Here is a 22,812-nt window from a genome sequence, read left to right on the forward strand (position 1 = left end):
GTAAACAGAGCTAAAGCCGAGATTAGCAACAAGTTTTGTTGGCTAAGTGGCAGTATAATCAACTTTTAGTCTAGACAATTTGAGACATCGTTTGATTCAGTGGCAAAAATTATTCGAAAATCGTGAACGCTTATTTTGGACCCTGCACAGCGGCGGCTGGGCCGGATTCGCAGTTGTTTATTATATAGGCTCATTTTTACATGATGTTCGTGGTGTGTGGATTTTTGTTATTGCTTTAAACGCGATGGCAGGATGGTTGTTGACCGTACCTTTGCGCTATATCTACCGCTGGGCCCATCAACAAAACGTCTGGAAGATGATAGCCACGGTAGCGATCAGTTGCTATGTGGTTGCCTTGCTTTGGGCAGTACTTAAAAACATCAATTATTGGGAAATATACAAGCACGGTTACCGGCCAGAAGTGTGGTACATGTATTTCACCAACACGATTAACTCATTGATTATGGTGGTGTGCTGGAGTGGTCTGTATTTTGGGATCAAGAACTTCCAGATGTTACAAAAAGAGAAACAGAATGCTTTGAAAGCCTCTACAATGGCTCATCAAGCCCACCTTAAAATGCTCAGATACCAACTCAACCCGCATTTTTTATTCAATACCTTAAATGCCATCAGTACCTTGATTCTGGTCAAAGAAAACAAAACCGCAGAAGCAATGGTGAGTCGGCTGAGTGATTTTTTGCGTTATTCTCTGGACAAAGATCCGATTAAAAAAATTCTCCTAAAGCACGAAATTCAAGCCATTGAGTTGTACCTTGAAATTGAAAAAGTACGTTTCGATGAGCGTCTCGAAGTGGAATGGGATGTAGCTGAAAATTGTAACGAGGCACTAGTTCCCAGTCTTATACTGCAACCGATTATCGAGAACGCTATTAAATATGCCATTTCAAAAATGGAAAAAGGTGGGCGGATAAAAATTATCGCAAAATCTTTTGGTAACGATTTGATGTTAGAGGTCTCGGATAATGGACCCAGTGTTAACATTGATGACGGGCAGTTGAAGCGTAACAATGGCGTTGGATTGCCCAATATTCAAGAAAGATTAAATTCCCTATATTCAAACAACTATTCATTTGTGGTGTCTCAAAATCAACCCACAGGGATTAAAGTAAGTATTCGGCTCCCATTCGAGGTAAGTGAAAATGACAGCCAAAATTAAGGCGCTAATTGTTGATGATGAACCTCTAGCTCGAAAAGGGTTAGCAGTGAGGCTGGCAGAATTTGAAAATGTGGAGCTGGTAGGCGAATGTCAAAATGGCTTGGAAGCCGTGTCACTTATCCCGCAGTTGCGCCCCGATTTGGTTTTTCTCGATATTCAAATGCCGGGGCTGAATGGTTTTCAGGTGATTAATAAACTTAGAGAGCTGAAACAACCCATTCCGTTAATCGTCTTTGTTACTGCATATGATTCATATGCTATCAAGGCGTTTGATATCCACGCACTGGATTATGTGCTTAAACCGATTGACGAAAAGCGCCTAAAATCGGCCATCAAAAAAGTCTCCGAAGTGTTTAGGCTCAATCAAGAAGGTCAGCACAAAGTTAAACTAGCTAAATTGGTGGCGGAATTCACTGGTGATGATTGTGAAGACATTTTACAACGATTGGCATCAGGTGAAGCGTTAGAAGGGCAAAGGTACCCGAACATTTTAGCCATTAAAGATGGCTCTGAAGTGACTCGCGTGGCAGTTGATGAAATTCAATGGATAGATGCCGCCGGTGACTATATGTGCGTGCATGCTAATGATGGTACCCACATCATGCGTCGTACCATGAAAGAGCTTGAGGAAGAATTAGATCCCCGTAAATTTGTGCGAGCCCATCGTTCGGCTATCGTCAATATACAGTTTGTTAGCAAAATGGTCAGCCATGTAAGCGGCGAATACCATTTAGTCTTATCCAATGGCACAGAGTTGAAAGTAAGTCGTAGCCATAGAGACAAAGTTAAGCAAATGATAAAAATATAGCGATGCCGGACCAGTATAAATTTTTGATTATTACCAGCTGCTAATTTGCGTCTAGATTAAATCTTAGAATACCTGCCGGGAAATTTTCAAACTTTAATTAACGCTTATTGGGAATTTATTGCGCGGGTATTGTCCCGTCTTCCCGCTAAAATAATTATCTGATCTGCATACCCATTTAGCAAAAATAAACCTGTTATGTGGCGCGATTCACCTCAATCTCAACTATTTAGTTTAGCTCAAACCGTCATTCGTCCTATCAATATGCAGTTCATTTTTTGGCTCGGTTGTTGATCGCATAAATTCATTGGCTAGTGGAATTAAACTTTTCTAGCTTGCGCTGCGACCTATAGTTATACGCAACTCATTTACCCTGAAGAAATATTCATGGATATAACAAAAGCCGCATTAAAAAATCCGACCGGCATTGCCATTTGTGTGCTTGTGTTAGTCTTCTTAGGCTTTTACAGTTTGCTGAAATTACCTATTCAGTTGTTCCCTGATATTGAGCGGCCTCGAATTTCCATTCAAACATTCTGGCGAGCAGCGTCCCCTCTAGAAATAGAGTCTGAAATACTCGAACCGCAAGAAGAAGTTTTGCAGGGCATCCCCGGTTTACGCTCAATGAGCACTTGGGCAAATCAAGGCAACGCCTGGATAAATCTTGAGTTTGGTTTAGACACCGACATGCAAAGCACATTAATTGAAGTCATTAGCCGCATGAACAGGGTGCCGCCTCTGCCTAGAGATGCGCTTTCGCCAAATATTATTATGGGCGGAGGTGGCGGTGGCACACCCGCTTTAACCTATTTTTTCCTTCAGCAATTACCCGACAATAGCCGCAATATCAGTGAATATGTCAGCTTTTTTGAAGACGTAATCAGACCGAAATTAGAATCCATTGAAGGGGTAGCCAGAGTTAGAATGCAAAGCGGTAGAGGTGCAAATGAAGAGTTCCAAATTATATTTGACCCTTATTTGGCTGCCGATTTAGGTATTGACCTAACTAATATTTCTCGTTTATTAGGCTCGTCAAATGATGTGTCAGGTGGATTTGTCGATGTAGGCAGACGGAAATATACCTTACGTTTTCAAGGTAAATATGCGCCTGAACAAATGGGTGAGATGATCTTAGAATGGCGTGACGGCAGGCCAATTAAGTTGCAAGACATCGCACAGATCAACATCCAGCGGCCGACGGGGACAAATGTCAGTGTTCAAAATGGTAATCCCGCTATTTCTATTCGTATTGATCGAGAGAACAAAGCAAATGTGTTGGCCACATTAGAAGCGGTCAAAAATAGGGTGGAGGAGATAAACCGCGATATCCTATCTGCGGAACAACTAACGATGGTGCAGTCGTTCGATGCATCAGTATTTATTGATCGGGCGATTAACCTAGTTACCAGTAATCTCGTTATCGGTATCTTGTTGTCGGTGACGATCCTGTGGTGGTTTATGGGTCAGGCCCGTGCCACCCTAATAGTTGCGTTGGCCATCCCCATCTCATTATTAACGACCTTTGTGGTGTTGCAGCTTACGGGCCGTTCCCTTAACGTGATTTCATTAGCAGGACTAGCATTTGCTGTCGGCATGGTGTTAGATGCTGCTATCGTCGTGTTAGAGAATATTGTCAGGCACAGGAATACTCAGCAAAGCGATCTTCAAACTGCTGAGAAAGCTACCAAAGAAGTATTTGGTGCGCTACTAGCATCAACGGCGACTACAGTCGCAATTTTTATTCCGGTTATTTTCATCCAAGATATTGAAGGTCAATTGTTTGCCGATTTGGCCTTGACCATAGCCATAGCCGTGATGATTTCTTTTGTTGTGGCCGTAACTGTTTTGCCAGTAGTTGCCAGCCGCTACTTGCAAAAAAAATTGCCAGAAGATAGGCACAGGGGATTATGGCAACGTATTGCAAGCCATATTATGCTACTAAGCAAGACGACTAAACGCGCAATTACGACAGTTTTGCTGTTGATGATTATACCTATAGGATTGACATTCTTACTCATCCCCAAGCTGGACTATTTACCCCCAGTTAAACGAGATGCCATCGATTCATTTTTTAATTTTCCTGCCGGAGCAAGCGATGAGTTTATCCAGACGGAAGTTATGTCGTTAGTCGTTGAACGGTTAGCGCCATACATGTCAGGAGACACACAACCAGCCCTTAAAAATTACTACATTATTACCTGGCCCAATGGCGGCACTATTGGAGTTCGAGCGTTAAATCAGAATCAGGTGAGAGATTTAGAAAATTTAGTCCGTGACGAGATTTTAAAAGATCTGCCAGATACTGAAACATTCACCATGCAGGGTAATCTATTCGGCGGCTTTGGCAATGGTCGTAGTATCGATATTCGCTTGCAAGGCATCGATCAGGAGGGCCTGGCCATAGCGGCGCAGCATGGTATGGATTTATTAAAAGACGCCTTTCCAGGGGCTAATGTAAGGGCTAATCCGAGCTTGGAGCAAGCAGAGCCAGAGATACAATTATCCCCTCAAGATACCCGCATGATGGAAGTGGGAATGGATCGCGATCGGGTGGCAAGCCTCGTTAGGTCTTTAGGTGACGGCTTGTATGTTGGTGAATATGTCAATGGTATTAAGCGGATGAATATCATTTTCAAGTCGCAGCAATGGTCAGATCCGGAACAGCTAGCGGTGATGCCTATAGTGACGCCTAGTGGAGAAGTTGTGCAATTGGGAGAGCTGGTGGGTCTGACGAGAACGGTAGGACCAAGCCAGATCCAGCGTATTGATCGACGACGCACCTTAAATTTATCTATAAACCCACCAGAAGATATGTCTCTGGAAGAGGCTATGGAAATAATAACCTCACAAGTTGAACCTAAATTGTTGGCGGTAATGCCTAGGGATGGCGTAATTAACTATGCAGGAAGTGCTGACAGTCTGAATACGGCAATCGGGACCATGGGACAAAATTTTCTGTTTGCGATGGCTTTGTTATTTGTGTTGATGGCAGGTTTATTTAGGTCATTAACCGACAGCCTGCTGGTTATTTTGAGTATTCCCCTAGCCACAGTGGGAGGGATCGTTGCCATTCAACTACTTAATTTTGTCAGTTTTCAACCGATGGATTTATTAACCATGATTGGTTTTATTATCCTACTTGGCTTAGTGGTCAATAATGCGATCTTGTTAGTTCATCAAACACGTATCTCACAGCAGCAAGGTATGACCCGCGAGCAAGCGGTAGAGCAAGCATTACTGCTGAGAATGAGGCCAATTTTTATGAGCACATTAACCTCGATTTTCGGCATGCTGCCGCTGCTATTGATGCCAGGAACTGGCAGTGTAATTTATCGAGGCTTGGCTGCTGTCATTGTTGGTGGCATGAGTGTCAGCACTATTTTCACCTTGTTGCTGCTGCCGACCATGCTGAATTTAACCGCTAAATTAAGCTCTATTTCAACTTCATCAGCAAACAAGGCCGAAATGGCAGGACAGCGATCATGAGAAGGTATTCCAAGAATAAAACTACTGCAAACTTACAGTTATCGAGCCTAATGGTTTTACTCAGCTGTTATCTGTTGGCCTTTGAGTCGCGCGCTCAGCAAGTTGAAGATGAACCCACTCCTGCATTAGTGGAAGTAGACAAGGTGCGAGCCGAGATGATAGCTCAGCATATATGGGTGCCGGGTTCCGTATTGAGTCGCACCGATTCGGATATTGCGTCTGAGGTCCCAGGCCGAATTACTTGGCTGGCTGAAGTGGGGGATATGCTCGAAGCGGGGGACATAATTGCAAAGGTTGATGATCACATGCTACAACTCAATTATCAGCAAAATGTTGCGAACATTGCCAAATGGCAGGCTAGGGTGACGTTACTGGAGCGCAAGTTACAGCGTTACAACACTATGGTAATGCAAGCAAATACGGCCAAAGATCAATTAGATGAAGTGGTATCTGAATTAGAAATAGCTCAACAGGAATTCAACCAAGCCAAAATCGATAAGAAGTTAACTGAATACAGATTAGCACAAAGCAATATCAAGTCTCCATTCAAAGCAATGGTCGTAGAGCGCTTGCAAAGTCCGGGGGAGTATATTGCTGTGGGTCAAAGGTTAGCGAGAATAGTTGATATTGATAACATTGAAGCCAGTATAAAAGCGCCTTTGTCATCGGTGCCCTATATTTCTCAAGGCTTGGAAGTAGTGGTAAAAGTAGGTGATAGGCAAAGTAATCAGACAATTCGCAGTATAGTCCCAGTAGGAGATCAGTCTTCTCGTATGATGGAAATAAGAGTAGCGCTTAAGTCTGGTGATTACGCTATTGGGGAGGCGGTTAGGGTGGCGCTGCCAAATAGTGAATATCATCACGGTTTGACTGTGCCTAGAGATGCACTAGTGTTACGCAAGTCAGGTGCCTATGTATATCAAGTAGACAGTAACTTGACTGCCAGACAAATTGCAGTCGAAACCGGTGTAGGCGTGGGGGATAGGATCGAAGTCACAGGCTTGCTAAACGGCCATCAGCCTGTGGTTATTCGCGGGGCTGAAAGATTGCGGGAAGGTCAAAAAGTACGCTACCAAGATAAAGCTAAAGACGTGGCTAAGTTATGACATTAGGGTTGTTAAGTTTCATACAGCAAATGGTATTCTGCGTCCGATTCCGCTACTTGTTTAAAGCCAAGAGTATTGTAGAGTTTTATAGCTGGATTCGATTTTAATACGCTCAACGCTATACTCCCATGGGATTGACCGGCTTTTTCCATCAAACTGGAGAGTAGACGGGTAGCAATTTTTTTGTTCTGAAAGTCGGGATGAATTTGAATTTGGATAACGACCCATTGATTATCATCTGCATGATATTTTAGTTTGAATAATCCTATGGGCTGCTGATTGAATTCGATTATTTTTGCATCTTCAAAACAATACTCTATACGCTTTAGGTGTTCCTCAGGCGCTGTAGACAATCCATCCTGACGCAAGTACTCGTCCATAGTTAATCGTCTCAACTCAAATAAAAAAGCCAAGTCTAATGGTGTGGCGGGACGCTGAGTAAAATTCATTTGACTATTTTCAAGGCAATTAAGGTCGTTGTAAAATATCGAACAATTGCTGCTGAATTTTGACCAAGTAAGGGTCTAGTTCTTTACGCTTTTGCCAACTATCAGCGATGGGCAAACATAGTAGTTGCTGGTTTTGTTCGCCTACCATAATGTCTCGTTTGCCCTCCAAAGCACATTCTACCGCATAGGCTCCTAGTTTAGTGGCTAGGACTCTGTCTTGGGAGACTGGCGAGCCACCTCGTTGTACATGGCCAAGTATTACTGGTCGGCATTCAACACCTGTTTTATCAGTTAATACTTTGGCGAGATCTGTCACTCCATTTGGCCAAAGATTTTCAGTGATAACTACTATATAGCTGGTACTGCCTCGACGTATTTTTCCTGCCTCTATGTGAGCAATAATGTTTTCTAACTCGTCATCACATTTTTGACTGAGTTCTGGCAACATCACTTGATCCGATGCCGAAGCGATCGCTGCGTTTAAGCCGATAAATCCAGCATGGCGTCCCATTACCTCGACTAAAAATACGCGCTCGAAAGCATCGGCGGTATCTCGTACCTTGTCAATGGATTCTAGCGCCGTTTCAATGGCTGTATAATAGCCTATGGTCGCATCACAGCCATATATATCATTATCGATGGTTCCGGGTAAGCCAATGACTTGCCCTTGCCAATGCTTGGCTAAGTGCTGGGCACCTTTGAAGGAACCATCCCCGCCAATTATCAGCAAGGCTTCCACACCTAATGCGTTTAGGTTTTTGGCGGCCAATTTAGCCGATTCATCAGAATAGAAATCTTTGCATCGCGCGCTATGTAAAATGGTGCCACCGCGCTGAATAATATTATGTACATTTTTGGAGCGTAAATTCAGATACTCTTGGTCCAGCAAGCCATTGTAACCATGGCGATATCCGATCACTTGCAAGTCATAATGTAAACCCGTTAATACTATAGCTCTAATACATGCGTTCATGCCCGGCGCGTCGCCGCCGGATGTTAACAAAGCAATTTTGCGCATTCACTTATACCTTAAATGACGGAATCTAATTATCAATACAGACTAGCAGTGCAATTACTGATTGAACATAGTTTAGCTGAAATTATAATTTTAAATGAACCACTTATGCTGTTAGCGAGTAATCTTTAGCAAGATCCCAAGGTTTATGAATTGTAAGCAAACATAAGCGACGGTTGTGTCTATTTTATTTAACGGGCAAACTTTGCATATACAGGGGGTTTGGGACTCAAGGGGAGAATATGAACATTAAGCACCATGGACTTTTAGCTATTTTGGTCATCTTATGGATGACAGGATGCTCATCAAAATTCGCTTACAACAACATTGATTGGATGCTGTATTGGTATGTTGATGATTATATTGAATTGGATAAGCGGCAAAAATCGTTGCTGGATGCAAAAATTGAAAAGTGGCATCGTTGGCACCGCCAAACTGAATTAGTCGAGTACAGACAGCAGTTACTAGAATTGAGAAGTAAGCTTCAATCTGGCCCCATGACCGAACAAAACTGGCTAGACGAATTGAACCGGGGCAATCAACATTGGCATCGCTTTCGCGAGCGGGTGGGGCCTGAGTTGCTTGAGCTGGCGAAGGAGCTCTCCGATCAACAGATAACCGACTTATTTGATTATTTAGAAAAAGATAATCTAGATGAGATAGAAGAACGTAACGAAGATACACCACAGCAGCGCTGGGTAGAAACTAAGCAAAAAACCCGTGAGCAAATAAAAGACTACTTTGGTAAGCTCAGCCAACAGCAAAAGGACTTGATTGACAATCACGTCGAACGCTTCCAGACGACATTTGACTATTGGATTGCATCCCGTCGTAAAGCGCAGAGTTATGCGAAGCAACTGCTGCTGGAGCGCCATGATAATCCAGACTACGCTCAACAATTGTATCAGGTGATGGAAAATCCAGATCAGTTTCGGTCGGCAGAATATATTCAAGCCAGTGAACAGAACCGCTTGGTATTCGCCCAATTATTGGCTGAATTAAACCAAACATTGTCGCCGAAACAACTGAAGCATGCAGTAAATGAAATTGACGATTTAGTTGACGATTTGACAGACTTGATAAATGATTAGCGCCTTTGTGAACTAGGTATTTCAAGGCGTCTATTTTGGTCAAGTGGAAAGGTATTTTTTTGTCCCTTATTACTGCAGTTTTATGGGGTGTTTTACCGATATTTTTACAAATAAGTTTGCAGGTATTAGATAGCCCAAGTATCACCTGGATACGTTTTCTGTTTGCAGCGATATTTGTATTTATTTTACTCCTGTCGCAACGAAAGCTGCCAATTATCTTGCAACCCCTTTCTAAGACTCAAGTGATTTTGCTGGTTGCAGCATTAGCCTTAGTCGCAAACTATGTCGCTAATGTAAAAAGCCTTGTCTATGTCAATCCAGAAACTGTGCAGGTGGTGATGCAGGTCGCACCATTGATGCTAATGTTGGGGGGGATCGTATTTTTCAAAGAACGTTTCAATCGCGTTGAAATGCTCGGTGTGATGTTACTTGTTGGTGGGTTAACGATGTTTTTCAGCCCGAATTTAGGCCTAATAACAAATACTTCAAGTGACTATGCGATTGGTGTTTTCCTAATCATTTTTGCAGCTGGCGCTTGGGCAGCCTATGCGTTATTGCAAAAAGTCTTACTGAAAACCTATAGCAGTAAGCAACTCACACTATTAATTTACTGCCTAGGTGTCATAACTTTACTGCCTTTTGTTGAGCTGACAGGATTGCAAAATATCAGTCCTGTGCAACTATTTGCGCTGATTTTTTGTTGTCTAAACACGGTGATTGCTTATGGCTGTTTCACAGAAGCACTTAATATTTGGAGTGCTTCAAAGGTAAGTGCTGTAGTGGCGACCGGTCCACTTTTCACCTTTTTGAGTATGCATATTGCTCAGCGATTATATCCAGATAAATTTGCCATGATCCCCCTCAGCGCTGTGGTGGTGGGTGGAGCGCTATGTGTTGTGATGGGCTCTATCACCATAGCGCTGGCTAAGCAAAAACCACGGATTTAATCTTTTTTGGAGGGTTGTTCTTTTTTAGCCTCAGCCCCTATTGGAGTTTCATTTTTTTTACATATGGTATCGTATTCATCTCGATAGTAGCGCAAGTTCAAACAAGCTTCTTCATATCGCAATTTTGCAGTCAAGGCTTGTTGAGGGTACTCGGTACGTTCCATGGTCTTGCGCAACCTTTCACATTCTTGATGTTGTTGCTTCACCTCTAAAATTTCTTCACAGGGGTTTTGTTTACTTGCGCAACCAGCCAACATTAAGATAATAGTGCTAACAAAAGTTATTTTGGAAATAGTAGTCAGGGGGGAGTTAATGGTCATTTACTTCTCTTAGGTAAGAATATGATGAGATTTAACATATTTCAGATTGGGCTAACAATAGCTGACAGTAAGGCAAAAATCTACTTCGCAATTTAAAATTACGCGCTAGACAACCGCTAAGTGACCGTCGCTGTGCAGACAGGCATGACATCAAATTGACCACAGTTATCTGGACCAGCATGCCAAAATCAACTTGTCGTGAGGTATTGAAAAATATAGCTGGGAGATAAACTTAAAACGCTATGGGATTGAATAGGGGGCAGGGCTTACAATTCGAACTGCTGATTGAGATTTAGCTTGTATAAAATAGCCGACTAAAGGCCGGCTATTTAGAATGTGGTGGAGGGGGCAGGATTCGAACCTGCGAAGGCTGAGCCGGCAGATTTACAGTCTGCTCCCGTTGACCGCTTGGGTACCCCTCCAAAGAGGCGCGTATACTAACAGAAAATTCCACGGTGTAAATAAGCATGTTGAAAAGTAGTTGAAATAACCTGGACAGGCATCAGGCATGGTTTCACTACGTGGACACCCACCGCCACACTACGTGGACACCCACCGCTATTCCCACCGCTATTTTTTCCCAATCAATTGGCACTGCGTGGACAGGCATCGCAATCTTGATGTGTAATCATGGGGTATGGCATAGCAAAACTGTGATTCAATTGGCACTGCGTGGACAGGCATCGCAATCTTGATGTGTAATCATGGGGTATGGCATAGCAAAACTGTGATTCAAATGAACACGGGTTTGGGTAAGTAGATTTATGTTTAAATTTTGAATGGAGTTTACGAAGTTGAAATTTGATAAAACAGCCGACTGAGGGTCGGCTACTTGCAATGTGGTGGAGGGGGCAGGATTCGAACCTGCGAAGGCTGAGCCGGCAGATTTACAGTCTGCTCCCGTTGACCGCTTGGGTACCCCTCCAAAGAGGCGCGTATACTAACAGAAAATTCCATGCTGTAAATAAAGATTAAAGTTTTTTAGATATAAAACGATAAAAAAGTAGTAGTAAAGGAATAAATGCGTGAATTCTGAACAACTTAAAGCCTCCGCGGTAAAAATACATGACTTAGAATGGTCTGGGTCGGTTAATCGCTCATTAGGTCATGGTGGCAAATTTGCCCTTCTGATGTCTATGTTAGAGGGGGACTTCTTAAATCGCCCCGAAATTATTGAAACCCAAGATAGCGATCCCAAAACAGATCCATTAGCTAATTTGCGGGGTTTATATCGGTCACCTGCGCTACAAGCCACAGTTGCAGATTGGCAACTTGCAGATACCGGAGCAAAAATGTTCCAACGTAAACCTTATGATGCAGTTTTGTGGAATGCCCTTCATCCTCAGCCGTTATCAATGCGCGATGACGCTAAACATATTGAAGCAGAAGTTTTGGCCAATTGTGGCTTAAGTACTCAGCAGCGACTTTCTGGTCAAGCTGCTAAAATAATTCAAGTTGATGAAACTAAGTTATACGATGTGCTAAATCAACTGAGTTAACCTTTCAGGCAGTTGCCTAATACCCATCTAAAAATCATGGTTTTTGCAAGCCTATTATTATTTGCTATACTGCGCGCCGCAAAAAAGTTTGCTTTGGTTTTACGTTCCAATTCGCAATAAGGTTATTTATGTCTAAATTCATTGTTTGCGCGATGTACAAATTTGTCGCGCTTGAAAATTATAAAGAAATGCGTCAGCCGTTACTCGATGTAATGGAATCAAATGATATCAAAGGTACGCTGTTGTTGGCCGCTGAAGGTGTTAATGGCACCATCTCAGGTACACGGGAGGGCATCGATGCTCTTCTGTGTTATTTAAATGCTGACCCCCGTATCAATCCGATTTCGACTAAAGAATCGTTAGACGATAGTCAGGCTTTCTACCGCACTAAAGTTAAACTAAAAAAAGAAATTGTGACCATGGGTGTGGAAGGAATAGATCCCCAGCAGACAGTAGGTACCTATGTGAAACCACAAGAGTGGAATAGGTTAATTTCTGATCCTGAAGTGTTGCTTATTGATACCCGAAACAAATATGAGATTGATATTGGCACTTTTAAAAACGCAGTCAATCCGAATACCGATTCGTTTCGTGAGTTTCCACAGTATGTTAAAGACAATCTAGACCCAGAAAAACACAAAAAAGTCGCGATGTTTTGCACCGGCGGGATACGCTGTGAAAAATCTACCGCGTATCTTAAAGAGCAAGGTTTTGATGAGGTATATCACTTAGAGGGCGGTATCTTAAAGTACCTCGAAGAAGTGCCTCAAGAAAATACCCTTTGGCAGGGTGATTGTTTTGTATTTGATAACCGAGTGGCCGTTGATCACAGCCTACAGAAAAGCCACTATCAAGCTTGTTATGCATGCAGGTTGCCAATTACAGAAGAAGATACTCAGAGCGAACTGTATGAAGCAGGAGTGAGTTGTCCCCGTTGTCACGGCACTCACACTGTTGATCAGATTGAGCGCTTCCGTGAACGGGAAAAGCAAGTTAACTTGGCTAAAATGCGCAATGAGGAGCACGTGGGTTCTGAAGCGCGTAAAGCAACCAAATTACGTCGCCAGCAAAAAGCGTCAGAACGCAGAGAGCGGCGCATCGCCGCGGGTAAATCAGCGTAGACAGCGACACAGAATAAACGGTAAACTCTCCGCTTCAATTAATGAGTAAGTAACACTATGACGCAAAATACACCGATGGATGACAGTAAAGTAGCGGAAATCCGCAAAGAGTTTGAGTTTTTTGATAAAGACAATAATGGTCAAATTGATTTGCCTGAGTTTATTGAATTGCTCACCATACTCTCGCCTAAAACGAAGATGAGTCACGTTCAAGAAGGCTTTTCACTAATTGATGAAAACAACGATGGTTTTATTGATTTTGAAGAGTTTCTGGAATGGTGGCAAGAAGCTTGGTGGGAATACTAACGCTGGCGTATTCTGACTGATCCCAATTAATCGTTGTAAATATCCTCAACGATTAATTGGGATATCTACAACCATCAATTAATCTATCTCTGTGTGCGCAACAATAACCTAATGATTAACGAGTGATTTTTTTGCGCATAGGCGTATCGCCTACTTCAACCCCATCTTGAGATCTGACTCGTTTCACTGGCATGGCATTTGTCTGTTGTTTTTGAGGCTTTTTGACTGACTTGGCTGTGGGTTTAGGTTTTCTCTTAACCTCTTCTTTTAGGCCTTTGAAGCTAGCTTCGAGTCCAGTGAATTCACTGAACACAATATCTTGTTTCAAAAATGCTTTTACCGCAGTAAAGCTGGCCCAATCTTTTGGTCCAATTAAGGATGCTGCAAATCCTAGATTGCCCGCTCGACCGGTACGACCGATGCGATGAACATATTCGTCGGCCATCCGCGGTAAGTCGAAATTTATCACCCATTGCACTTTTAGCAAATCCAAACCCCGTGATGCTACATCGGTTGTTACCAACACCTGATGTTGTCCGCGGCTAAATGCATTCATTATGTTACTGCGTTGTGGCTGACTTAATCCCGCATTTAGGGCAACACTGTCATATCCTTGCCCAGATAAAAGGGTGGCAAGTTTATCGGTGTCTTCTCGGGTTGCGGTAAATACAATTGCCTGTTGATTGTCAGTTTTGCTGAGTAATTTAAACAGTAATTTAATTTTATGGTCAAGGTGATCAGCTAAGAAAAATTGTTGTTGAATATCTTTGTGCTGAGCGTTTGATTTGCCTACGCTGATACGTTGCGGGGCTTTAAGCATTCTGTCGGTTAGATAATGCAGCTCAGCAGAGTCTAGTGTGGCGGAAAACATCATTGTTTGGCGTTTTCGATGATCAGCACAATGGTCTATTAACATTAGCTGCTCTTTAAACCCCAAATCTAACATGCGATCAGCTTCGTCCATAATAAGCAGCTCTAGCCCATTCAAGTACAAGCTTTTGTCCTTAACATGGTCGGCTATTCTACCCGCTGTACCTACAACAAACTGTGGGTAGCGTTTTAACGCTTTAACTTGGTCGTTAAAGTTCTCGCCACCTAATATCAACGTGGCGGTCACATTTTGATTGGCAATAAGCCACTTCAATTGCAGAAATACCTGTTTGGCCAATTCACGAGTGGGCGCTAAAATCAGCACTCTGGGGTCTTTTCTGCTTAGTGGTTTGTTTTTTAGTATTCGGTGTAGTGCGGGTAATAAAAAAGCTAAAGTTTTGCCAGAGCCCGTTTTAGAGGACGCCATTAAATCTTTGCCAAGTAGTGCATGGCCAATGGATAAAGATTGGATTTCTGTGGGCTCAGTGAAGCCTTTGTTTTCTAGCGCCTTAAGAATTCTGTGATCCAGTGGCAAGTCAGTAAAAAGCAAGTTCAGTCTCTTATGGGTTAATATCTTCAATTGAATGTGATTTTAACACAGACATATAAGTTTCATCAGAATACTTTTGCCAATTGCAGCTTGCGTATAGTTGTAAAAATTCATCGTTATAAGTTCTAGCTACCATAGGGGGCAACTCCTCGGTATCAATGCCCAATTGGCGAACCAATGGTGTTAACAACTTTTGAATTGCCACATCGTCTAATAACGCATAGTTTTGTTTAATGGTGAAAATTGAAGATTCTAATTTGTCTGGTTGTAGTCTAGCCGTTTGTACCGCTTTTAAGATATTGTAGTATGCTGTTCTTGAGCCAGCAGGAGACCGCTTTAACATCCTGACTATACGGCCATCCAATCGATCAAACATCAAGTCATCTTCAAGGTATAAAAAAACATGTAACAAATTGATCCCGCTGAGCAACTCTCCCGCTCTATGATCTATTTTCTGGAAATTTTCAATTGATTGGCTAAAGTACTGCAATGCTTCGCTGTACTGCTCATTTACAAGCCTCAAAATACCTAGGTTGTTTTGAATAATCGCGAGGTAACTATCAAATTCATTTTCCTTGGCAAGTTGCATGGCACTTTGATAAACATTTTCAGCATCAGTGTTATGGCCAAGGTTTCTTTCAACTACCGCCAAATTACTTAAAGCTCTGACTTTATCTATTGGAAGTGTCGCATCTTCAAGTGCGCAGAAATAGCTCATCTTGGCCATTTCGAGGTATCCGGAACGTCTCATCCACACACCTAACCCATTTAATATCACCGATGAATGGGACTGATAAAACTGTGTGGTCTGTAATTCTGCCAAAGACAGTAATGTTTGTTGAAGTGCTAGCAAATCAGAAGTGCGCACAGTGGCGACCAATGTAATATAGTGCCACTGAGCCTGTTCATTTTTGGTTGCGTAGGAAAGTGTAGTGATGTTATCACTGAGAAGCTCGACAGACTTCTCAGGTAAAACAATTAAATGATCACTGGCTTCTTTGAGCAAAGCCGCAACAGTCTCGCTGGTATCCATATCTTGATAGCGGCCTTCTGTGGTGCTAACGCTCAACAAAAAAAGCCACAGGATTAAAAGTCCTTTTTTCAAAACCACTCCGCGCTAAATAAAATTATGTCTATAATATTATATTGCGCGCTATTGTAACATTAACCATAGGTCTAATGCCTAGGTTAAAATACCATTTCAGCTACGGTTTCTGGCACCACTAGCTTACCAGCGGTTTTAGCTTTGACTTCTTCAATCGACACACCAGGAGCTAATTCAACTAAATGAAATGCACCGTCTTTAACTTCTACTACAGCTAAATCGGTGATGATTTTATTGATGCAATTAACCCCGGTAAGAGGCAAGGTGCAATTGGCCAACAGTTTTGAATTACCATGCTTATCAGCGTGAGTCATGGTGACAATGATATTTTTGGCTCCAGCGACTAAATCCATTGCACCACCCATACCTTTAATCAATTTCCCTGGGATCATCCAAGAGGCAATGTTGCCCATAACATCTACTTCAAAAGCACCCAACACGGTAAAATCAACATGGCCACCACGGATCATGGCAAAACTTTCGGCAGAATTAAATATTGAAGCACCAATCGCTGCAGTAACGGTTTCTTTCCCTGCATTGATCATGTCTGCATCTACTTGTTCTTCGGTAGGGTATGGACCCATACCTAATAGACCATTTTCCGACTGCAGCATCACCGAGATATCTTCTGGAACGTAATTAGCGGCTAGGGTAGGGATACCAATGCCTAAATTGACATAATCTCCATCTTGAAACTCTTGAGCAACCCGCATTGCAATTTGTTCACGAGATAATGCCATTATACTTCTCCTTGAGTTTTTGCAACGACTTTACGTTCGATGCGCTTTTCGAAAGTGCCTTGGATAACCCGATCAACATAAATACCCGGGGTTTGGATCTGGCTTGGCGGAATGGCGCCTGGTGGTACGATTTCCTCCACTTCGACGATAGTCATCTTGCCTGCTGTTGCTGCCATAGGATTAAAGTTCTGGGCGGTATGGCGATAAATACAATTTCCAAAAACATCCGCTTTCCATGCTTTGACAATGGCAAAATCACCGGTAATCGATTCTTCCATAATATAAGGACGACCGTTAAATTCTTTAACCTCTTTACCTTCACCTACCGGAGTGCCGTAACCGGTGGCAGTATAGAACGCTGGAATACCCGCTCCGCCAGCGCGCATTTTTTCTGCTAGTGTACCTTGAGGGGTCAATTCAACCTCAAGTTCACCATTTAGCAGTTGTTGCTCAAACAGTGCATTTTCCCCTACATAAGAAGAGATCATCTTTTTGATTTGTCGATCTTCTAACAACAAACCTAAACCAAATCCATCCACACCGCAGTTGTTTGATACTACAGTTAAATTTTTGGTACCCATTTTTTTAATCTGGGCAATCAATCCTTCGGGAATTCCGCATAGGCCAAATCCGCCCGCGATAATGGTCATTCCATCTTCAAGTCCAGCCATCGCATCTGCGTAACTGGTTACGATCTTATTAAAGCCGCTCATATTTGCTCCTTGGTCAAATTCGACTTTAGTATTGATGGATATGTAAATAAAGTAAAATTGAATTAATATACCTATTAATAAATTTAATCAATTAATCAGTTGGATGTTTTTAATATGTTGTCATACAAACAGTTGCAGGCCTTCATAACCCTCGCACAATCCACGACTTTCGCGGAAGCAGCAGAGAAAATTCATCTTTCTCAACCGGCTCTGTCAAGTGCGATTAAAAAGTTAGAGCAATTTTTAGGTGGCAACTTATTCTCACGTACCACCCGCAAAGTACAATTGACTCATGAAGGTCGTGAATTTTTACCGGTAGCACTGCGACTGTCCCATGATTGGGAATCCGCTATTGCGGACATGCAGGATCTTTTTGCCATGCAGCGCGGCAAATTAACTATTGCCGCTATGCCATCATTTGCTAGTAGCGTATTACCAGCGATGCTGAAAACCTTCCATCAACGCTGGAGTGATATTAATATTTCAGTGCGGGATGTGGTGATGGAAGAGGTAATTCGCCTAGTGAGGGAGGGACGGGCTGAATTAGGGTTTACCTTTGAAGCTGAACAGCTAGAAGGCTTAGACTTCCATTCATTGATGAGTAATGAGTTTGTAGCAGTTATGTCATCATCACATCCGCTAAGTGCGCATAAGCAGGTTGTATGGCAGCAAATTAGCCAATTCCCAATCGTGGCAATGAATCGCGGCTCGTCAATTCGCAAGTGGATAGAGCAGTTTACTGAGCTCAACCAAATCAAGCTCAATATAGTGGCGGAAGCTAATCAGTTAGCGACATTAGGGGAATTTGTTAAACATGAACTCGGTATATCTGTAGTCCCCGGGATCTGTGAAGCACAATTTTCCAGCAATGACTTAGTCTGTTTACCTATCAGTGATGGCAATCTAAAAAAGAACATTGGTATCATCAGGGCATCTAGGAAATCATTATCGGTACCAGCTCAAGCGTTGTGGGATAGCTTGATTGAAAGGTAGTGTTAAACAACACTGTCCAAATAAAGGCAAAGATACAGATAGTTGCAGCTAAATACGGTTAGGATTTATAAAGCCTTCTTTGTAAGGTAAGGGTAATTTTTTTGCTAAATGCATATTAAAGTAACTACAATGTGTAGAGTTAAGTCCCTTAGTCAGCATTGTAACTTAGGTAATAACAAAGCATTAATTAGCTAGTGTTGTTTCAAACCCTATGTCACGGAGAACACAATGACGTCAATGTGTATGATGGCTTGTTCGTTCTTAGTGTCATCTTGCGTTTATTATGTAACCTCTCATAAGATTGGGGAGGCTGCTAAGTCATCGCGTGCAAAGGGTTTTGCAAAAGAAAATGAAAAGTGCAGAGCCCAGTTCAAGATGCTCAACGAATCCTTAGATAACCACATGCATCGATAAGGATAAGTAATGCAAGTCGAAAAACAATCCGCAATTTTGACCCGAGGGGATTCACAACTCTTCGCCGGAGTGTGTTCCGGATTAGCTGACTATTATGGGCTGAGGAAAAATGGTGTGCGGGCAGCCTTTTTCATCATGTCTATGTTATTTATCCTGCCAATAATTTTATATCTGGTGTTGTGGCTGATCCTTCCGAAATACCCGAGCTCTGTGGCTTCAAGGCGTCAATTAATACGTACAATGAAGAATCGCCAGAGTCGGGGTTGCTAATCAGAACGCTATTTTACAGTTTACACTTGAGCTCACTATTTAAAATTGAAGTCCAAGTTGGATCCTCAGAGAAATTACTCACTAAACCATCTGGGTTTTGCTCAGTTAGTTTTTTAACACCATGTTCAATCATATAAGTTGGAACGTAATTGGGCTTGCCAATTGATTGCACGAAAGCACAGGCCGATTGCATCAATTCTGGCGTATCAATGAATGCATTTAATTTTTGTTGGAATTGATTTTGCTCCAGCGCTGAGAGTGTCCAAATAGAATGTTTTTGGATCAAGTTGATAGCCTGCTCATCTTGGCCGTCGACAACGCACTGCTTTAGGGAAGGGTATAAAACAACAGGACTATAATCACCAGTGAGGGTATTTTTATCGATACAAACTGGCTCCTGAGTGAATGCTAAATAAGTGGGAATTTGTAATTCTTCTTGTGTCTTTTCGCTTGGAGTACAAGACAGTATCGGTACTTCCCTGAGCAATTTCACTTCCCATTCGTCACTCATGCCGTTGGTGTGTTGAGCGGTCACCACATATCTCATGCATTCTTTAGCATCAACCGGAAACATCTGTGGTTTAGAGCTTTTGCTTCTTATCTGTTTAGTGGTCAGTATATTGATGTAGTGAAAGCCCGGTTTGACATTTTTAATCTGTTTACCAAACTCTATTTTTCCATCTATAGAAACAATAGAGACATCATAATTATCTAAGTCTGATTCTTTACTTTGTGTCCCGTCAATAATGGCATAGGGCTTGAAAGCGCAACCGCCTAAAAACACAATTCCAATTAATACAATGCCAATATTCAAAACATTACTTTTCATGCTTTTTCCTTCTTCCTTAACTTTAGCGGTATCCATTTATTAAAAAACAAAGCAGATTAATATCTACGTAGTGTCTGTGGTTGGGTCTTACTCATTGATTAACTTAGACTATATCACCATAAGTCGACGTAAAACAATTAATTGGTGGCATGCGCTAAAGGCTCGACAGTTACATCAGAAACGGCAAACTAATTGCTAAAGTAGGACTATGGATTGAATAGAATTCACGAGGCAAGACGTTCACTTAGCTGGAACGGTCTAGGTGTTTTAGGTTTTAACTTTGTAAGTGCATCTATTGCTTAAGTAACTACTACCACTTTTTCTTCGGGGCAAACAATTCGTCCAATTCGTCCCGTTCTTCTTCCTGCTTTTTGGCGCGATCTTTGGCATTGGCATTTCGCAGGTTTTCCTGAATAGATTTAAGTTGATCGGCAAGTTGCACACGACGTTCCTGATTGTATTGATCCGGTTGATTTTGGCTCTCTAATGCCGCAATAGCCTTTTCAAAATATTGTCGAGCGGAACCTAACATGTTGCTTTGCAGCGCCGCATTACCCCGTTTCACCAGGGTTTCTACATTAACCCGCAACTGTAATGCTGCCATTACGCGGTCTTCCTGTGTGAAAGTCTGCGAGTCAACTTTGCCTTTGGCGTGTTCTGAGCGAAGTAACACTCTGAATTTTTTGACTACTTGGATATATCTAATCACCAATTTATCACTATCGGGTAAAGTGAAGTTTTCTTGGGTTGGAGTCGGGGCGCCCATATCAATAGCTTTAACTCGGTCTTGGCATTGTTTTAAACGCTGCTTGATATCCGGCATAGACGGGTTGAGTTGATAAATCACCTTCAACGCATTGAGTACTCGGATTTGTAAGATTGAAATCAGTTTTGCAGACACAGGGATAGTATCAATGGCAGACAACACATTTTCAGTTTCATCTATAACCGATTTTTGTTTGGCAATCTCAGTGCGCTTTTCCGCTTCAATTTTTTCTCTATGTTGTTGCAAGGCATTCACCACAATGGCAACTACCACTAAAGAAACAATCAATATTATTATTATTGGAAAAATCATCTAACTCTAAAATCCTGTAAAAACAATAAAATGCGAAAAATCACTAGGCTGCTATATTAAGGTAATTTGAGTGTAAAAACACTCCCTCCTAATTTTCCACCATTAGAAAGATTGATTTCACCCTTGCGTTCACCTCTATGGTGAGCGGCTGCAATAGCCCGAGCGAAAAACAATCCTAAGCCTGTTCTACCTTCCCTAATAACGATGTCGCGCATGTCCAAACTACTCGCTTGCAACATGTCCTTGGGATAACCAGGGCCATCATCCTCTATCGATATTATTAGCCACCCGTCTTGCTCATATGCACTTAGTAGCAATCTACTTTGACCATAGCGCATGGCATTGACCAAAATATCGTTGAGTAGCAAGGTGACCATTTGCTCATCTAAATAGCGAACCAATCCTGGTGCTTGCTCCACACTGAAGGTTAAATTCTTGTGTCCGAAGTAGCCCTGATGGGTCAGCAACATATTATCGATTAGATCTTCAATATGGCACTCATCTTCATGTATCGGCAGGTTTTCCATTTCCGCCCTATATAAAGATAAAAGTTGCACTAATCCAGTATTGAGTCGTGCAGATTCATAATGAGCGGTGGATAAAAATGTTTTTGTTTTAGTATCTTCATCAGATACGGTCGCATTAAGACTGTCAATTGATTGTTGCAACAAATTTAACGAGCTTTTCATATCGTGTACCGCAGATGCGAGCACGGTAGAAAAATCAATTAATTGTCCTGATTGAGAAGCCATTCACCAAACCACTGATCGGATATTTGTTTTGCCAGTATCTATCAAGAATGACGGTTTTACCAAAAAAAGTCGTCTAAATAGCAGAAAATCGGAATTTTATTTAAAATTTTATGGAATTAATCTTCGCTTAGGTATATATATTTTGAATATAGGAAAATTTTAGAGAAGTATGTAGTCAAAAAATGAAATTACAACAGCTGCGATATATCGTCGAAGTCTTAAACAATAATTTAAACGTTTCAGCAACAGCGGAAAATTTGTACACCTCTCAGCCGGGCATCAGTAAACAAGTAAGAATGCTGGAAGATGAGCTTGGAGTGCAAATTTTTGGACGAAGCGGCAAGCACTTGACCCACGTAACTGACGCAGGCCAAGATGTAATTAACATATCTCGCGAAATACTTGCCAAGGTAGAAAGTATCAAAGCTGTTGCTAGAGAGCATACGCTGCCAGATCAAGGCAAGCTCAACATCGCAACCACGCACACCCAAGCTCGTTATGCTTTACCAGATGTAATCAAAGGCTTTATGAATAAATATCCTAAAGTATCTTTGCATATGCACCAAGGCACACCCTCACAGATCAGTGATTTGGCTGCCAAAGGTGAAGCCGACTTTGCGATTGCAACAGAAGCACTGCACCTCTACAACGACTTAGTGATGCTTCCTTGCTATCACTGGAATCGCAGTATTATTGTTAATCGTGATCATCCTTTAGCTAAGAAAACCTCAATCACCATTGAAGATATTGCTGAGTACTCTTTGGTTACCTACGTGTTTGGTTTCACCGGTCGTTCTGAGTTGGATCAAGCGTTTGACCGCGCAGGACTCGAGCCGAAAATTGTCTTCACTGCAACTGATGCGGATGTGATCAAGACCTATGTAAGATTAGGGGTGGGTATTGGGGTGATCGCGTCTATGGCCGTTGATGACAAACTCGATGGTGATTTAGTTAAAATTGATGCCAGTCATTTATTTGATTACAGCACAACCAAAATAGGCTTCCGCAAAGGTTCTTTCTTACGCAGTTATATGTACGATTTTATTGAGCGTTTCGCTCCGCACTTAACCAAGGATGTGGTAGAACGGGCGATGATGCAAAAAAATAATGATGAAGTCGAGAAGATGTTCAAAGGACTCACCTTGCCGGTTAAATAAACCGGCAAGTATTTAGAGC

General features: G+C 42.1%; 22 protein-coding genes and 2 tRNA genes. 12 read left to right on the top strand and 12 right to left on the bottom strand.

Annotated features, from left to right (window positions below; genetic code table 11):
- Positions 1-91: 91 nt before the first annotated feature.
- From QR722_RS08180 to QR722_RS08195, 4 genes are all read left to right on the top strand, one after another.
- Positions 92-1,177 carry a sensor histidine kinase gene (locus QR722_RS08180; RefSeq protein WP_286286991.1) on the top strand — a complete coding sequence of 362 codons (1,086 nt, stop codon included), beginning with the start codon at positions 92-94 and terminating at the stop codon, positions 1,175-1,177.
- On the top strand, positions 1,161-1,985 hold the full coding sequence (locus tag QR722_RS08185) for a LytR/AlgR family response regulator transcription factor (protein ID WP_286286993.1): 825 nt from the start codon (positions 1,161-1,163) through the stop codon (positions 1,983-1,985). The genes QR722_RS08180 and QR722_RS08185 overlap by 17 nt, the downstream gene beginning before the upstream one ends.
- Before the next feature lie 384 nt (positions 1,986-2,369).
- A complete protein-coding gene (locus QR722_RS08190; protein WP_286286996.1) occupies positions 2,370-5,468 on the top strand; it encodes an efflux RND transporter permease subunit in 3,099 nt (1,032 codons plus the stop codon).
- Positions 5,465-6,574 carry an efflux RND transporter periplasmic adaptor subunit gene (locus QR722_RS08195; protein ID WP_286286997.1) on the top strand — a complete coding sequence of 370 codons (1,110 nt, stop codon included), beginning with the start codon at positions 5,465-5,467 and terminating at the stop codon, positions 6,572-6,574. The genes QR722_RS08190 and QR722_RS08195 overlap by 4 nt, the downstream gene beginning before the upstream one ends.
- 11 nt (positions 6,575-6,585) lie before the next feature.
- Here the strand turns inward: QR722_RS08195 and QR722_RS08200 are convergent, their stop codons facing one another.
- Together QR722_RS08200 and QR722_RS08205 are read right to left on the bottom strand one after the other, a co-directional pair.
- The gene (locus QR722_RS08200) at positions 6,586-7,023 is read right to left on the bottom strand and encodes a GNAT family N-acetyltransferase (RefSeq protein WP_286287000.1); all 438 of its coding nucleotides are present in this window, start codon (positions 7,021-7,023) and stop codon (positions 6,586-6,588) included.
- Between the two features lie 19 nt (positions 7,024-7,042).
- Positions 7,043-8,041: a 6-phosphofructokinase gene (locus tag QR722_RS08205; RefSeq protein ID WP_286287002.1), complete on the bottom strand. Its 999-nt coding sequence runs from the start codon at positions 8,039-8,041 to the stop codon at positions 7,043-7,045.
- 239 nt (positions 8,042-8,280) lie between these two features.
- On the opposite strand from QR722_RS08205, the gene QR722_RS08210 reads away from it, so the two are divergent.
- Positions 8,281-9,129: a DUF6279 family lipoprotein gene (locus QR722_RS08210; protein ID WP_286287004.1), complete on the top strand. Its 849-nt coding sequence runs from the start codon at positions 8,281-8,283 to the stop codon at positions 9,127-9,129.
- A gap of 35 nt (positions 9,130-9,164) precedes the next feature.
- Positions 9,165-10,076 (top strand): DMT family transporter, encoded by a 912-nt coding sequence (locus QR722_RS08215; protein ID WP_353506902.1) that lies wholly within the window; start codon positions 9,165-9,167, stop codon positions 10,074-10,076.
- Here QR722_RS08215 and QR722_RS08220 read toward each other — a convergent pair.
- From QR722_RS08220 to QR722_RS08230, 3 genes are all read right to left on the bottom strand, one after another.
- Entirely contained in the window at positions 10,073-10,396 is a 324-nt protein-coding gene (locus QR722_RS08220; protein ID WP_286287010.1) for a hypothetical protein, read from the bottom strand. The genes QR722_RS08215 and QR722_RS08220 overlap by 4 nt on opposite strands.
- Positions 10,397-10,733: 337 nt before the next feature.
- Positions 10,734-10,818: transfer RNA gene (locus QR722_RS08225), tRNA-Tyr, on the bottom strand.
- Between the two features lie 418 nt (positions 10,819-11,236).
- Positions 11,237-11,321 (bottom strand) — tRNA-Tyr (locus QR722_RS08230).
- Between the two features lie 100 nt (positions 11,322-11,421).
- Here QR722_RS08230 and QR722_RS08235 point away from each other — a divergent pair.
- The 3 genes from QR722_RS08235 (at position 11,422) to QR722_RS08245 (ending at position 13,322) form a co-directional block, all read left to right on the top strand.
- Complete coding sequence (locus QR722_RS08235; RefSeq protein ID WP_286287012.1) at positions 11,422-11,895, top strand: VC2046/SO_2500 family protein; 474 nt, start codon at positions 11,422-11,424, stop codon at positions 11,893-11,895.
- A gap of 128 nt (positions 11,896-12,023) precedes the next feature.
- Positions 12,024-13,016 (top strand): oxygen-dependent tRNA uridine(34) hydroxylase TrhO, encoded by a 993-nt coding sequence (trhO, locus tag QR722_RS08240; protein ID WP_286287014.1) that lies wholly within the window; start codon positions 12,024-12,026, stop codon positions 13,014-13,016.
- A gap of 57 nt (positions 13,017-13,073) precedes the next feature.
- Entirely contained in the window at positions 13,074-13,322 is a 249-nt protein-coding gene (locus tag QR722_RS08245) for an EF-hand domain-containing protein (RefSeq protein WP_286287016.1), read from the top strand.
- Between the two features lie 115 nt (positions 13,323-13,437).
- Here QR722_RS08245 and QR722_RS08250 read toward each other — a convergent pair whose 3' ends face one another.
- The 4 genes from QR722_RS08250 to QR722_RS08265 all read right to left on the bottom strand — a co-directional run bounded on the left by QR722_RS08250 (position 13,438) and on the right by QR722_RS08265 (position 17,300).
- Positions 13,438-14,742, bottom strand: a complete 1,305-nt coding sequence (locus QR722_RS08250; RefSeq protein WP_286287018.1) for a DEAD/DEAH box helicase — start codon at positions 14,740-14,742, stop codon at positions 13,438-13,440.
- Positions 14,743-14,752: 10 nt separating this feature from the next.
- Complete coding sequence (locus tag QR722_RS08255) at positions 14,753-15,847, bottom strand: tetratricopeptide repeat protein (RefSeq protein ID WP_286287019.1); 1,095 nt, start codon at positions 15,845-15,847, stop codon at positions 14,753-14,755.
- Between the two features lie 83 nt (positions 15,848-15,930).
- Positions 15,931-16,587 carry a CoA transferase subunit B gene (locus QR722_RS08260; protein WP_286287021.1) on the bottom strand — a complete coding sequence of 219 codons (657 nt, stop codon included), beginning with the start codon at positions 16,585-16,587 and terminating at the stop codon, positions 15,931-15,933.
- Positions 16,587-17,300: a CoA transferase subunit A gene (locus tag QR722_RS08265; RefSeq protein WP_286287023.1), complete on the bottom strand. Its 714-nt coding sequence runs from the start codon at positions 17,298-17,300 to the stop codon at positions 16,587-16,589. Before QR722_RS08265 ends, QR722_RS08260 begins: the two co-directional genes overlap by 1 nt.
- Before the next feature lie 114 nt (positions 17,301-17,414).
- On the opposite strand from QR722_RS08265, the gene QR722_RS08270 reads away from it, so the two are divergent.
- Positions 17,415-18,293: a LysR family transcriptional regulator gene (locus QR722_RS08270; RefSeq protein WP_286287025.1), complete on the top strand. Its 879-nt coding sequence runs from the start codon at positions 17,415-17,417 to the stop codon at positions 18,291-18,293.
- Between the two features lie 423 nt (positions 18,294-18,716).
- Positions 18,717-18,977 carry a PspC domain-containing protein gene (locus QR722_RS08275; RefSeq protein WP_286287026.1) on the top strand — a complete coding sequence of 87 codons (261 nt, stop codon included), beginning with the start codon at positions 18,717-18,719 and terminating at the stop codon, positions 18,975-18,977.
- Positions 18,978-18,990: 13 nt separating this feature from the next.
- On the opposite strand, the gene QR722_RS08280 is transcribed toward QR722_RS08275, so the two are convergent.
- The 3 genes from QR722_RS08280 to QR722_RS08290 form a co-directional block, all read right to left on the bottom strand.
- Positions 18,991-19,806, bottom strand: coding sequence for a hypothetical protein (locus tag QR722_RS08280; RefSeq protein WP_286287029.1), 816 nt, complete (start codon positions 19,804-19,806; stop codon positions 18,991-18,993).
- 310 nt (positions 19,807-20,116) lie between these two features.
- Positions 20,117-20,884, bottom strand: coding sequence for a hypothetical protein (locus QR722_RS08285; RefSeq protein ID WP_286287031.1), 768 nt, complete (start codon positions 20,882-20,884; stop codon positions 20,117-20,119).
- Positions 20,885-20,940: 56 nt separating this feature from the next.
- Positions 20,941-21,636, bottom strand: coding sequence for a sensor histidine kinase (locus QR722_RS08290; RefSeq protein WP_286287033.1), 696 nt, complete (start codon positions 21,634-21,636; stop codon positions 20,941-20,943).
- Between the two features lie 182 nt (positions 21,637-21,818).
- Here QR722_RS08290 and cysB point away from each other — a divergent pair, with 182 nt between their 5' ends.
- The gene (gene cysB, locus QR722_RS08295; protein ID WP_286287035.1) at positions 21,819-22,793 is read left to right on the top strand and encodes an HTH-type transcriptional regulator CysB; all 975 of its coding nucleotides are present in this window, start codon (positions 21,819-21,821) and stop codon (positions 22,791-22,793) included.
- The last annotated feature ends 19 nt before the right edge of the window (positions 22,794-22,812 follow it).

Origin of the sequence: Aliiglaciecola sp. LCG003 (assembly GCF_030316135.1) — a bacterium.
GTDB lineage: Bacteria > Pseudomonadota > Gammaproteobacteria > Enterobacterales > Alteromonadaceae > Aliiglaciecola.

What these genes read in the sequence shown, in the direction of transcription:
- QR722_RS08290 (WP_286287033.1), bottom strand. Translation starts at nt 21,636, where the DNA reads ATGGCTTCTCAATCAGGACAATTAATTGATTTTTCTACCGTGCTCGCA.
- QR722_RS08210 (WP_286287004.1), top strand. Translation starts at nt 8,281, where the DNA reads ATGAACATTAAGCACCATGGACTTTTAGCTATTTTGGTCATCTTATGG.
- QR722_RS08260 (WP_286287021.1), bottom strand. Translation starts at nt 16,587, where the DNA reads ATGGCATTATCTCGTGAACAAATTGCAATGCGGGTTGCTCAAGAGTTT.
- QR722_RS08220 (WP_286287010.1), bottom strand. Translation starts at nt 10,396, where the DNA reads ATGACCATTAACTCCCCCCTGACTACTATTTCCAAAATAACTTTTGTT.
- QR722_RS08190 (WP_286286996.1), top strand. Translation starts at nt 2,370, where the DNA reads ATGGATATAACAAAAGCCGCATTAAAAAATCCGACCGGCATTGCCATT.
- trhO (WP_286287014.1), top strand. Translation starts at nt 12,024, where the DNA reads ATGTCTAAATTCATTGTTTGCGCGATGTACAAATTTGTCGCGCTTGAA.
- QR722_RS08285 (WP_286287031.1), bottom strand. Translation starts at nt 20,884, where the DNA reads ATGATTTTTCCAATAATAATAATATTGATTGTTTCTTTAGTGGTAGTT.
- QR722_RS08280 (WP_286287029.1), bottom strand. Translation starts at nt 19,806, where the DNA reads ATGAAAAGTAATGTTTTGAATATTGGCATTGTATTAATTGGAATTGTG.
- QR722_RS08205 (WP_286287002.1), bottom strand. Translation starts at nt 8,041, where the DNA reads ATGCGCAAAATTGCTTTGTTAACATCCGGCGGCGACGCGCCGGGCATG.
- QR722_RS08245 (WP_286287016.1), top strand. Translation starts at nt 13,074, where the DNA reads ATGACGCAAAATACACCGATGGATGACAGTAAAGTAGCGGAAATCCGC.
- QR722_RS08185 (WP_286286993.1), top strand. Translation starts at nt 1,161, where the DNA reads ATGACAGCCAAAATTAAGGCGCTAATTGTTGATGATGAACCTCTAGCT.
- QR722_RS08270 (WP_286287025.1), top strand. Translation starts at nt 17,415, where the DNA reads ATGTTGTCATACAAACAGTTGCAGGCCTTCATAACCCTCGCACAATCC.
- QR722_RS08200 (WP_286287000.1), bottom strand. Translation starts at nt 7,023, where the DNA reads ATGAATTTTACTCAGCGTCCCGCCACACCATTAGACTTGGCTTTTTTA.
- QR722_RS08275 (WP_286287026.1), top strand. Translation starts at nt 18,717, where the DNA reads ATGCAAGTCGAAAAACAATCCGCAATTTTGACCCGAGGGGATTCACAA.
- cysB (WP_286287035.1), top strand. Translation starts at nt 21,819, where the DNA reads ATGAAATTACAACAGCTGCGATATATCGTCGAAGTCTTAAACAATAAT.
- QR722_RS08265 (WP_286287023.1), bottom strand. Translation starts at nt 17,300, where the DNA reads ATGAGCGGCTTTAATAAGATCGTAACCAGTTACGCAGATGCGATGGCT.
- QR722_RS08195 (WP_286286997.1), top strand. Translation starts at nt 5,465, where the DNA reads ATGAGAAGGTATTCCAAGAATAAAACTACTGCAAACTTACAGTTATCG.